The sequence below is a fragment of the Bacillus andreraoultii genome, from assembly GCF_001244735.1.
Classification (GTDB): Bacteria; Bacillota; Bacilli; order Bacillales; family Caldibacillaceae; genus Caldifermentibacillus; species Caldifermentibacillus andreraoultii.
Genome location: NZ_LN868936.1, coordinates 412,465 through 424,964, shown reverse-complemented (window position 1 = coordinate 424,964; position 12,500 = coordinate 412,465). Strand labels below are relative to the sequence as shown.

Annotated in this window: 8 protein-coding genes and 7 tRNA genes (1 of these 15 running past the window's edge); all 15 read left to right on the top strand. The window is 36.4% G+C overall.

All coding sequences use genetic code 11. The features are described 5' to 3' along the window. Nucleotides 1-34: transfer RNA gene (locus BN2144_RS05035), tRNA-Thr, on the top strand (it extends 39 nt beyond the left edge of the window). 373 nt (nt 35-407) lie between these two features. Further along, nucleotides 408-479: transfer RNA gene (locus BN2144_RS05030), tRNA-Glu, on the top strand. Nucleotides 480-487: 8 nt separating this feature from the next. Further along, nucleotides 488-563 (top strand) — tRNA-Val (locus BN2144_RS05025). 27 nt (nt 564-590) lie between these two features. Next, nucleotides 591-663, top strand: a tRNA-Thr gene (locus BN2144_RS05020). Nucleotides 664-679: 16 nt separating this feature from the next. Beyond that, nucleotides 680-764: transfer RNA gene (locus BN2144_RS05015), tRNA-Tyr, on the top strand. A gap of 13 nt (nt 765-777) precedes the next feature. Further along, nucleotides 778-852 (top strand) — tRNA-Gln (locus BN2144_RS05010). A 62-nt stretch (nt 853-914) separates the two neighbouring features. Then, nucleotides 915-986: transfer RNA gene (locus BN2144_RS05005), tRNA-Gly, on the top strand. Nucleotides 987-1,636: 650 nt separating this feature from the next. After that, nucleotides 1,637-3,394: a methyl-accepting chemotaxis protein gene (locus BN2144_RS05000; protein ID WP_033827223.1), complete on the top strand. Its 1,758-nt coding sequence runs from the start codon at nt 1,637-1,639 to the stop codon at nt 3,392-3,394. Between the two features lie 225 nt (nt 3,395-3,619). After that, nucleotides 3,620-4,519, top strand: coding sequence for an arginase (gene rocF / locus BN2144_RS04995; protein ID WP_033827222.1), 900 nt, complete (start codon nt 3,620-3,622; stop codon nt 4,517-4,519). A 256-nt stretch (nt 4,520-4,775) separates the two neighbouring features. Continuing rightward, entirely contained in the window at nt 4,776-5,339 is a 564-nt protein-coding gene (sigW, locus tag BN2144_RS04990; RefSeq protein ID WP_033827221.1) for an RNA polymerase sigma factor SigW, read from the top strand. A 15-nt stretch (nt 5,340-5,354) separates the two neighbouring features. Beyond that, nucleotides 5,355-5,969 carry an anti-sigma factor family protein gene (locus tag BN2144_RS04985; protein WP_075047798.1) on the top strand — a complete coding sequence of 205 codons (615 nt, stop codon included), beginning with the start codon at nt 5,355-5,357 and terminating at the stop codon, nt 5,967-5,969. 261 nt (nt 5,970-6,230) lie between these two features. Next, nucleotides 6,231-7,064, top strand: coding sequence for a diadenylate cyclase CdaA (gene cdaA, locus BN2144_RS04980; RefSeq protein ID WP_033827220.1), 834 nt, complete (start codon nt 6,231-6,233; stop codon nt 7,062-7,064). 6 nt (nt 7,065-7,070) lie between these two features. Beyond that, nucleotides 7,071-8,309, top strand: coding sequence for a CdaR family protein (locus BN2144_RS04975; protein ID WP_033827219.1), 1,239 nt, complete (start codon nt 7,071-7,073; stop codon nt 8,307-8,309). Between the two features lie 61 nt (nt 8,310-8,370). After that, entirely contained in the window at nt 8,371-9,723 is a 1,353-nt protein-coding gene (gene glmM / locus BN2144_RS04970) for a phosphoglucosamine mutase (RefSeq protein ID WP_033827218.1), read from the top strand. Between the two features lie 506 nt (nt 9,724-10,229). Further along, nucleotides 10,230-12,032 carry a glutamine--fructose-6-phosphate transaminase (isomerizing) gene (glmS, locus tag BN2144_RS04965; RefSeq protein WP_033827217.1) on the top strand — a complete coding sequence of 601 codons (1,803 nt, stop codon included), beginning with the start codon at nt 10,230-10,232 and terminating at the stop codon, nt 12,030-12,032. Nucleotides 12,033-12,500 lie beyond the last annotated feature (468 nt).

Here is a 12,500-nt window from a genome sequence, read left to right as displayed (position 1 = left end):
GAAGAGGTCATCGGTTCGAGCCCGATTGGAAGCTTTTATGATTTCTTCAAGCCTAAAATACTATCATAAATAATGGTTTCTGGCATACCCAGAAGCTTTTTTTGGTTATTCGAAAGGTATAAACTTTTTATTTTCAACTTTCCTAATGGATAAGCGCATAAAAAGAGGAACGTTCTGGTATATGCTCAAAATAAAAATAGAAGGAACATTTTGTAGTTCTTTTTCGTATGGATTACTTTAAGAAAGTAATTAACTAGGAAGGATCTATTATTAATTACGCTACAATTTATTTCTACTATTGGTAATAGGATTGACAAATTCAGAAAATAAAAACTAAATATAAGTCCTTTACAACTGGATTTAAACGGTATATAATAATAAACGTCAGCTCAAATGGGAGTAATTATGGCCCCTTGGTCAAGCGGTTAAGACACCGCCCTTTCACGGCGGTAACACGGGTTCGAATCCCGTAGGGGTCATCATTCATGGAGGTTTAGCTCAGCTGGGAGAGCACTTGCCTTACAAGCAAGGGGTCGGCGGTTCGATCCCGTCAACCTCCACCATTAGTAGTAAAGGACCTACCAATGTTTGCCGACTTAGCTCAATTGGTAGAGCAACTGAATCGTAATCAGTAGGTTGCGGGTTCAAGTCCTGCAGTCGGCATAAACAATATATTATTGGAGGGGTAGCGAAGTGGCTAAACGCGGCGGACTGTAAATCCGCTCCCTCAGGGTTCGGCGGTTCGAATCCGTCCCCCTCCACCATTATTACTATTACTGGGCTATAGCCAAGCGGTAAGGCAACGGACTTTGACTCCGTCATGCGTTGGTTCGAATCCAGCTAGCCCAGCCATTTTCATACTGTTAACGAACGGAGTCATTCGCATATGGAAAATGACTCATTTTATCTTTCTTGCGGAAGTAGTTTAGTGGTAGAACATCACCTTCCCAAGGTGAGGGTCGCGGGTTCGAGTCCCGTCTTCCGCTTCAATAAGCGATTCTTGATTTCTCAAGAGTCGTTTTTTTATTTGATTTTATTAATAAAGAATCTAGATACGTTTTCAAGTCTTTACATGTTGATTGCAACAATCGTTTATAAAAGTACTTGAGGATCTTACTCAAGAATTGATATATTATTGTTACGACTAGAACAACATTTATTATTTACTCCCATTTGCTAGAAGGCCATATCCATGTACATAGAAGTTTAGTCAAACGAATATACGAAATAACTGGAATAAGTTGGAACAAACCTAAACCTGAAGTTCACTTTTCAATGACCGATAAATATAATATGAAAGATTTACTCTGATGATCATGTAACTCTTTTTTTACATTAGTCCTCATGAATGTTATTGCTAAAATGATTCAAGGTGTTATTTTCAAGGAGATAAATGATAATCCCGCTCCTTTCCCTATAAGACCTAAATTAACATTGATTTATTTCCACTTATCAATAGTGATGTATTTGATCTCCCTTTTTAACTTTCATAAATTGTTTTCACATAACGAATATTTATGTGAAGAAGTAAACAAGGCTCTGATCACTGTAAACACACTGTTTATAGGTAAAGCAGATGGTAGGTCATTCATTCCATCTTAGATTACACAAATCAAAGAAACGTTGAGGTGCCAAAATGAAATTAAAATCATTCTTTCAATTACGTACAATTAAATCAAAACTGATTCTTATTTCTATTCTTTTATTAACAATTCCTCTTATTACATTAGGGTTTTTTAGCTATCAAAAAAGTGCTATGAACCTTGATGAACTAGGGAAACAAAATTTAAAAAACAGTGTGAAAATGACAATTGAAATGATTGATCAATTAAATAAACAAGTTGAATCAGGAAAAATTTCCTTAGATGATGCTCAAGAACAGGTGAAAAATGCAATTTTGGGGGAAAGAAAGCAAGATGGGACTCGTCCGGTGAATAAAGAAATTGATTTGGGGAAATATGGGTTTATATTTATTTTAGATGAACAAGGCAATCAGTTAGCTCATCCGTTTATGGAAGGAAAAAATGTATGGGAAAGTGAAGATCCAAATGGAGTTAAGTCGACTCAAGAATTAATAAAAAAGGCTAATGCAGGTGGTGGATTTACGTATTTTGAATGGCCTTTACCAGATAACCAAGATAAGATTGAACCAAAAGTAACATATTCAGAAAAAGATCCGAATTGGGGTTGGGTTATTAATGCCGGTGCATATTTACAGGATTTCAATGCACCAGCAAAGGCAATTTTAATTATGATTTCAATCGTAACAGGAGTAGCTTTGATGGTGGGGATAATAATAATTTGGTTGTTTGCCAATAGAATCTCTCGTCCCATTCAACAAGTTACAATCCGTATGGATATGCTTGCAAATGGCGACCTATCAGCCGAACAAATTCAAATTAAGTCAAAAGATGAAACCGCCAAATTAGCTGGTGCAATGAATACAATGCAAAGTGAGATTCACCAGTTAATTGAACGAATTCAAAATGCATCGGAACTTATGGCTAGTCATAGTGAGGAATTAAATCAGTCCGCCGATGAAGTAAAATTAGGTTCAGAACAGGTCGCTATTACAATGCAGGAAATGGCAGTTGGGGCAGAAAAGCAAGCAGATGGCTCCAGTGAATTATCGGAAATGATGGCTTCCTTTACTACGAGAGTTCAAGAAGCAAATAGTCGTGGTGAACAAATTATAAAATCAACAAATCAAGTTATTCAACTAACTGAAAAAGGTAATCAATTAATGCATTCTTCCACGAAACAAATGGAAAAAGTCGATTCTATTGTTCAAGACGCTGTACAAAAGGTGAAAAACTTAAATGTTCAATCTCAACAAATCTCAAAGTTAGTCGTTGTTATTAAGGATATTGCAGATCAAACAAACTTACTAGCTTTAAACGCAGCGATTGAGGCTGCAAGAGCAGGTGAACAAGGAAAAGGATTTGCCGTTGTTGCAGATGAAGTAAGAAGATTAGCAGAACAAGTAAGGGAGTCAGTCAAAGATATTACCCAAATCGTAATCAACATTCAAAATGAATTTCACACTGTAACGGATTCTCTACAAGGTGGTTATCAAGAAGTCGAACAAGGTACAAAACTAATTGAATCAACTGGTGTAACTTTTAATAATATCAGTGATTCGATTATGGGTGTAGTTGATAGCATCACAAAAGTATCGGAAAACTTAAATTTAATGACTCAAGATAGTCAACAAATGAACGGCTCAATTCAGGAGATTGCTGCAATTGCTGAGGAATCGGCCGCTGGCATCGAACAAACATCAGCTGCGAGTGCAGAAACGAGTACATCCATGGAGGAAGTTGCAGCAAATTCAGCACAGTTAGCGAAATTAGCAGAAGAGCTTAATGAACGAATTAGGAAATTTAAAATCTAAAAATGAAAAAATCAGCGATTACAAAGGTTAAAATCGATTATTTTGTTTAAAAATATGTCGAGAACCCTCGTGACTTCTAGTCATGAGTTGTTGATTCATAACCGTTACAGATGGGCTAAGTAGTCATGCATGATTGCTTAGCCTATTTTTTTGGATAAAGGCACATATCCTCTAGTTGTGCTACGTAATGATGACGTTTACAATATAGTGAAAGGGGGTATAAACATGAAAAGAAAAATTGAAATTGTTGGCGCACCAATGGACCTAGGACAATTACGCCGAGGTGTTGATATGGGGCCAAGTGCCATTCGATATGCTGATGTGATTGAACGTTTAGTAGGCCTAGGATATGAAGTAGATGATTTAGGAGATATAAAGATTGGTAGAGAACAGACGACAACAGACCCAAATACTGGATTAAGAAATTTAGAAGCAGTTGTGCAAGCTAATATGAAACTCGCTGAAAAAGTGGATGAAATTATGCAAAATGGATCTTTTCCCCTTGTATTCGGTGGGGACCATAGTATCGCTATTGGAACACTGGCAGGTGTATCGAAATATTATAAAAATCTCGGTCTTATTTGGTTTGATGCACATGGAGATATAAATACACCTGAGACATCCCCTTCAGGAAATATCCATGGCATGCCTCTTGCAGTTAATCTTGGGTTAGGTGAGAAAACGTTGACGGGAATCGGTGGATATAGCCCAAAGGTGAATTTTTCTAATGTAGTTATTATTGGAGCGAGAGATTTAGATGAAGGTGAGAAGGCAATAATTAAGGAAAAGGGAATAAAAATTTTTACAATGCATGAGATTGATCGACTAGGGATGTCAAAAGTTATGGATGAAACAATAAACTACTTGCAAGAGCGGACGGATGGCGTACATTTGTCTCTAGATTTAGATGGGTTAGATCCGCTATATGCGCCAGGAGTAGGAACACCGGTCGTAGGAGGATTGAGTTACCGAGAAAGTCATTTTGCGATGGAAATGTTATCCGAATCTAAAATAATTACATCCGCGGAATTTGTTGAAGTGAATCCGATACTTGATGAACGGAATAAAACAGGTTTACTTGCTGTAGGTCTTATCGCATCACTCTTTGGGGAAAGTTTAATATAACTTCACACATATCTAATCGTGAGTTTTCCGTTACATAAAACAAAAGGAAAAATTTAAATATCATATTCAGACTAGGGTTTCTGTTTTACGAGCAGGGCCTATTTTTTTACTTTCAAAGGCTCACGTAAAGAAAAAATAAAAAAGACAAGTTTTTCCTGAATATAAAAATAAATCATAGTATAATAGGGATAAAAAGAGTGAAACCTTTTTTCGTCTGTTACGTAATATAAATAGCCGCATAGAGCGGAGGGTTATTATGGAAGAGTTTGTTAAAGTACGGATTAAACAAGTCCGTAAAGGAGATCAAAATGCGTTTGGCGAAATTGTCGAACTTTATAAGGATAAGGTATACCAATTATGTTATCGAATGTTAGGGAACTCCCATGAGGCTGAAGATATTGCACAAGAAGCCTTTATTCGTGCATATACAAATATTGATCGCTATCATATTGACAGGAAATTTTCTACATGGTTATATCGAATTGCGACTAATTTATGTATCGACCGAATTCGAAAAAAGAAACCTGACTTTTATTTAGATGCAGAGGTAGCTGGTACAGATGGACTTACCTTATATTCACAAATCCAATCAGGTAATCCAGCACCGGATGAAGAAGTAACGAAAATTGAATTACATTCTATTATTCAAAAAGAGATTTTAAATCTTCCTGAAAAATATCGTTCTGTTATCGTTTTAAAATATATTGAGGAGCTTTCATTGCTAGAAATTAGTAAAATTTTGGACCTCCCAATTGGAACTGTAAAAACTAGGATACATCGTGGTCGAGAAGCATTAAGAAAGCAGCTCCGACATATATAAGTGAGGTGAGAACCTTTGAATCGTTGTGCTGATAAGATTATTGATTATATGCATGATTATTTAGATGAAGAAATTGAACCGGAACAAGAGGCTACTTTAATGGAACATCTAAAATCATGTGATGACTGTCGAAAACACTTTCATGAATTAGAAAAATCAATTGCTTTAGTAAAAAGTATTTCCCATGTTCAAGCACCAGATGACTTTACACAAAAAGTAATGATGAACCTACCACGAGAGAAGAAAAAGGTGAGTATGGGGAGGTGGTTTAGCAGGCATCCGGTCTTAACAGCGGCCAGTGTTTTTATTATTTTTATGTCGGCGAGTTTCTTCTCAATGTGGAATGGTGAAGATAATTTCTCTGTTACAAAGAACCCAAAATTAGTAATTGAAAACAATACCGCTATTGTTCCAGAAGGTGAAACGATTGAAGGAGATATTGTCGTAAAGAACGGAAATATTCGAATTGAGGGAAAAGTTGATGGTGATGTTACTGTAATTAACGGGGAAATCGTTAATGGTGAAAAATATATGGCTTCTGTCGGACAGGTGACAGGTGATATAGAAGAAATTAATGAAGTGTTTGAATGGTTATGGTATCAAATGAAAAAAATTATAAAATCAAGTTAATCAATAATATTAAGGCGAGTGTTATTTCATTATTGGATGAATTAATCTAAAATGTAAACACTGCGCCTTTGTTTTTGTTGTTTTTAATAAAAAATATAATCAATGTAAACACAAAAAAATTTCCGTTTTTTCAAGTTATGATATAATAGGAAAATATGATATAGAAAGTATACATATACTAGCTATAAGTGAATATCATTCATATATGGTAATTTTTTACTTGCCGATCTTGTTTTTGGACGAATAATTGGAGGAAGGTTTATGCCATTTGCTAATTTTTTTGCCGATTATACGATTCTTGATTATGTAGCAAGTGTCGTCGATATTTTAGTTGTCTGGTACTTTATTTATAAAATCTTTATGATTGTTAGAGGAACAAAAGCTGTTCAGTTAATTAATGGGATTTTTATCATTCTCGTGTTAAGAGGCTTGAGCAATATACTTGGTCTTAGAACACTGGAATGGCTCATGGAACAAGTGATTGAATGGGGATTTCTAGCTATAATCATTATTTTTCAGCCTGAATTACGTCGAGCTCTAGAACAACTTGGGCGTGGTCGAATTTTTACAAGGCAAAGGCAAAAAGAGGAAGAAAAACAACAACAAATTGTTAATGCAATTGTAAAAGCATGTGACTATATGGCAAAAAGGCGGATCGGTGCATTAATATCGATTGCTCAAGAAACAGGCATGAATGATTATATAGAAACAGGAATTCCAATGAATGCTAAAGTAACTTCTGAACTGCTAATTAATACGTTTATTCCGAATACACCACTGCATGATGGTGCTGTTATTATACAAAATGATGAAATTAAAGCTGCGGCCTGCTATCTTCCATTATCGGAAAGTCCATTTATTTCAAAAGAATTAGGGACAAGACATCGTGCTGCAGTCGGAATTAGTGAAGTAACTGATAGTATGACTGTTGTTGTATCAGAGGAAACAGGAGGGATATCGTTAACGAGAAATGGTGAATTACATCGTGAAATTTCATTAGATCAGCTCCGGGACATGTTAACCGATAGACTAGTAAAACCTTTAGAACCTCAAGCTCCAAATAGTATTTGGAGTAAGTGGGTGAAAAAGAGGTGATAAAAGATGGATAAATTCCTAGATAATTTGATGGAAAGTAAATGGTTTGTCCGGGGACTTGCTTTAATATTAGCTTTACTATTATATACAACAGCTTATATTGACCAAAATCGTAACATACCTAGTGCGGATAGTAATAATACCCGTACAGAGACGATAGAGGACGTTCCTGTTGTTTTATATTATGATGAAGGTAATTTTGTTGTCACCGGTGCCCCGCAGACAGTAGATATTATAGTAGAAGGAAATAAAAGTTTAGTGAAATCGGCCCAAAATTTAAGAGATTTCACCGTTTATCTTGATTTAACAAAAGCCGAAATTGGAAATCAACGGGTAAAATTTGAAATCCGTGATATTTCCGAAAAACTGAATGTAACGATTAAACCTGAGGCAGTAAATGTGAATGTACAAGAAAAAGTTACAAAAGAATTTCCAATTGATGTACAATTTAACAAAGCCTTACTAGAAGAGGGTTATTTATCGGAAGAACCGGTGATAAAACCGAACACAGTAAAAATAACTGCTGGTAAAGATGTTATTGAGAAAATTAGCTATGTAAAAGCGATTATTGAAAGAAATGAATCGGTAAACCAAACATTTACTCAAAAGGCCACCGTTTCGGTACTAGATCAAAACTTGAATAAATTAAATGTATTAGTTGAGCCAGCTGAGGTAGATGTAACGATTCCGATTAAAAGTCCGCAAAAAACTGTACCAGTTGTCATTAAACAGCAAGGTACACCAAAAGATGGAGTAATTATTAAGGATATCGAGCCAGCTGTTAGAGAAGTTGTTTTATATGGAAAACAAAGTGTATTAGATAAAATTACAAACATTGAGATTCCAGTAAATGTAAGTAATATTGATGATAATAAAGAACTGAACATACCAATTACTTTAGTAGATGGTGTTCATACGGTTACACCAAATTCCATTTCTGTAAAAGTGACCGTAGAAAAAGAAGATACAAAGACAATTAAACATGTTCCAATTCAATATAACGGACTAAGTGACGAATATTCACTTGAATATGTAGATCCAGATGATGGACAGGTTGATATTGAAGTGACAGGAACGGACGAACAGTTAAAAGGTGTGAAAGAAGATGACTTCCATGTTTTCGTGAACGTAGAAGGTTTATCTGAAGGAGAACATGAGGTACAAATAAAGGCTGATGGTCCAAATGATATCGAATGGAAACTTGCTGAATCAAAGGCGAAAATCAGAGTTTCAACGGATGAATAAATCAAAATTTACGTAAGAAGGTTTTGACCAGTCCAGATTGGAAAAAAAGGAGAGAGTTTTGATGGGTAAGTATTTTGGTACTGATGGAGTTAGAGGTGTTGCCAACAGTGAATTAACACCGGAATTAGCATTTAAATTAGGCCGTTACGGCGGATATGTATTGACAAAAGAACATAATGAACGTCCAAAAGTATTAATTGGAAGAGATACACGGATTTCTGGCCATATGTTAGAGGGTGCCTTAGTAGCCGGATTACTTTCGATTGGTGTAGAGGTTATGCGTTTAGGTGTAATCTCAACACCAGGGGTTGCTTATTTAACAAAAGCTTTGAGCGCTCAAGCAGGAGTCATGATTTCTGCATCACATAATCCTGTTGAAGATAATGGAATTAAATTTTTTGGTCCAGATGGTTTTAAATTAACGGATGAACAAGAAGATGAAATTGAAAAGTATCTCGAAATGGAACAAGACGAGCTACCACGTCCTGTTGGTAAAGACTTAGGAGTGGTTAATGACTATTTTGAAGGTGGTCAAAAATACATTCAATACTTGAAACAAACGGTTGATGATGATTTCTCAGGAATCCATATTGCACTCGATTGTGCAAATGGGGCAACTTCATCCCTAGCAAATTACTTATTCGCGGACTTAGAAGCAGATCTTTCTACAATGGGTGCTTCTCCAGACGGATTAAATATTAATGATGGAGTAGGATCAACACATCCAGAAAGTTTAGCAAAATTTGTGTTAGAAAAAGGCGCCGATGTTGGACTTGCCTTTGATGGCGATGGCGACCGTTTAATCGCCATTGATGAAAATGGTGAAATTGTTGATGGCGATCAAATCATGTACATATGTGCAAAATATATGAAACAAGAAGGAAGATTGAAGCAGCAAACCGTCGTATCAACTGTTATGAGTAACCTTGGTTTTTATAAAGCATTGGAAGTTCAGGAAATTAAGAGCATCCAGACAGCGGTTGGTGACCGTTATGTTGTAGAAGAAATGAAAAAGAATGGGTATAATCTTGGTGGAGAGCAGTCTGGCCATATCATTTTCCTTGATTACAATACAACTGGGGACGGCATGTTAACAGGTTTACAACTTATTAATATTATAAAACAAACGAAAAAGCCATTGTCAGAATTAGCGAAGGAAATGAAAAAATACCCTCAAAGACTTGTTAACATTCGAGTAATGGATAAACATCATGTAACAGATAATGAAAAGGTGAAGGAAGTTATTGAACAAGTTGAAAAGGAAATGGCTGGTAATGGTCGCGTATTAGTTCGGCCATCCGGCACTGAACCACTTGTACGTGTAATGGTCGAGGCAGCTACTATCGAAGAATGTGATTCCTACGTTAACCGTATAGCAAGCGTCGTTCGAGCTGAAATGGGTATAGAGGAATAACGAGAAATATGCATAAAGGAACAAAAAAATTCCTTTATGCATATTTTTTAATAGCCGTCTTTTGATAGTTTGTGAAACATTTCTATTGACGGCTCTAAATAGTTTGTTTTATGATGGATATGTTCTTTGTAAAAGGAAGGAGGATCGATTGAAAGGATTTTATAAAAAGCGCCAGAACTAGTATATTTCTCATTTTACTCAAGTCGTTTGAGCGTGCACAGTTTTGACAACACTTCGAAATAGGAACTGTTCATGAATTGTGTACGAAATGAGAAACATAGGACTAGTTGACGAGGAGAAGGTTTATCGAAGTTTTCGGCGGATGCCTTCCGACTTAACGCATAGTCGAGATTTCTCTCTTAAAACAAAGGGGTGACTCTTTGCACAAAGGGGAGAAAAATGCGTAAAAAATAAAAGTAAAAAATGGAGATAAGGGGGCAAGATGTCCCTGGGAGAATTCCATATATAGAGATGTCTTGCCCCTAACACTTTAGGAGGCAAAAACTATGTGTGGTATCGTCGGTTATATTGGAAATAATGATTCAAAGGAAATTTTATTAAAGGGTTTAGAAAAACTTGAATATAGAGGTTATGACTCCGCTGGAATTGCGGTTTTAAACGAAGCGGGTGTTCATCTTTTTAAAGAAAAAGGTCGTATTGCTGATCTTCGTACCATTGTTGATGAAAAAGTGACTGCAACTGTTGGGATAGGACATACGCGCTGGGCAACTCATGGAAAACCAAGTAAAGTAAATGCACATCCACATCAAAGTGCATCTGAACGGTTCACGATTGTTCATAATGGTGTGATTGAAAACTATGAACAGTTAAAAGCGGAATACCTGGAACATGTTACATTAAAAAGTGATACAGATACAGAAATTATTGTTCAATTAGTTGAGAAGTTCGTAAATGATGGTTACGGTGTTCAAGAAGCATTCCAACAAACGTTAAAAGCGCTAAAAGGATCGTATGCATTAGCATTACTGGATAGAGAAAATAGTGATGTGATTTATGTTGCGAAAAATAAAAGCCCATTACTCATTGGGTTAGGTGACAGCTTCAATGTTGTTGCATCTGACGCGATGGCCATGTTACAAGTTACAAAAGAATTTCTTGAACTTATGGACCAAGAGATGGTACTTGTAACCCGTGATGATGTGAAGATTTTTAATTTAGATGGAAAGCTCATTGAAAGAATGCCATTTATCGCAGAACTTGATGCAAGTGATATTGAAAAGGGAACATATCCTCACTATATGTTAAAAGAAATTGATGAACAACCATTTGTTATTCGTAAAATTGTTCAAGAATATCAAAACGATAACGGTGAACTTGTTATCGATCCAACGATTGTCGAGGCTTTAAATGAAGCGGATCGTTTATATATTATTGCTTGTGGAACGAGTTATCACGCCGGAATGATTGGAAAGAATTTAATCGAGCGGTTAGCAAAAATTCCAACTGAAGTTCATGTTTCAAGTGAATTTAGCTATAATATGCCGTTATTATCGGAAAAACCGTTATTCATCTTTATTTCGCAAAGTGGTGAAACAGCAGACAGCCGTGCCGTACTTGTACAAGTGAAAGAAATGGGACATCAAGCATTAACGATTACAAATGTTCCGGGTTCAACACTCTCTCGTGAAGCGGACTACACATTATTATTGCATGCTGGTCCAGAGATTGCTGTTGCCTCAACAAAGGCTTATACGGCGCAAGTGGCCGTACTGTCCATCTTAGCTGAGGTGACTGCGAGAAGTAAAGGTCTTGCACTTGATGTAGATCTACCCCATGAACTTGGAATTGTTGCAAGTGCCATGGAAGAGCTTTGCGATGCGCGAGATGAATTTGAACAAATTGCGAGCGACTATTTAGCCTTTGCACGAAACAGTTTCTTTATCGGACGTGGCCTTGATTACGCTGTTTGCTTAGAAGGCGCATTAAAACTAAAAGAAATTTCATATATTCAAGCTGAAGGATTTGCCGGTGGAGAACTAAAACACGGACCAATTGCTTTAATTGAAGAAGGAACACCAGTATTCGCATTAGCAACGCAGGAAAATGTAAACTTACCAATTCGGGGTAATGTGAAAGAAGTTGCTGCACGTGGTGCCAATACTTGTATCTTCTCCATGAAAGGACGAGAAATGGACGGCGACCGTTTTATCTTACCGGAAGTACATGAATTACTAACACCTCTTATCTCTGTAGTACCAATGCAATTTATCGCCTATTATGCAGCACTACACCGTGGATGTGACGTTGACAAACCACGTAACCTCGCAAAATCAGTGACGGTGGAATAATAGAGAGTATTTTAAATAAGTTTTTTATCTCCCAACTAAAATCCTTGAACCTCAACTAAAAAGTTCTTCCCTCCTGCTAAAAAGTTTGAACCTGGGGGGAGAAACGTGGGTGGAAAGGGAGCGGGAGAATAGTATGTATCAAGGTTGTTTCGGATTATTTCCCAATCGCAAATCAATATAAATTCAGGCTGGATCAATAACAGGTCCAGTCTTTTTTCTTTTTAACCAAAAAGTTAAGAAGTCCGTTCAATCCCTTGTCCAATAAGGATAGTGGAGGAAAGAGGAGGGAGGAATAAAGAGTAAGCACTGAAGATAACCTCAACTTTCATCCAATATAATTCCATGCTTTTTTGGGAAATTTTCATGGCCTATTCAGTCTTTTCTCCTGATTCTTCTCTCTGTTGGGGGTAAAACATTTTAATGTTTACTGAATATTCAATACAACCCAGAACCGAAAAAAGAGGCGAA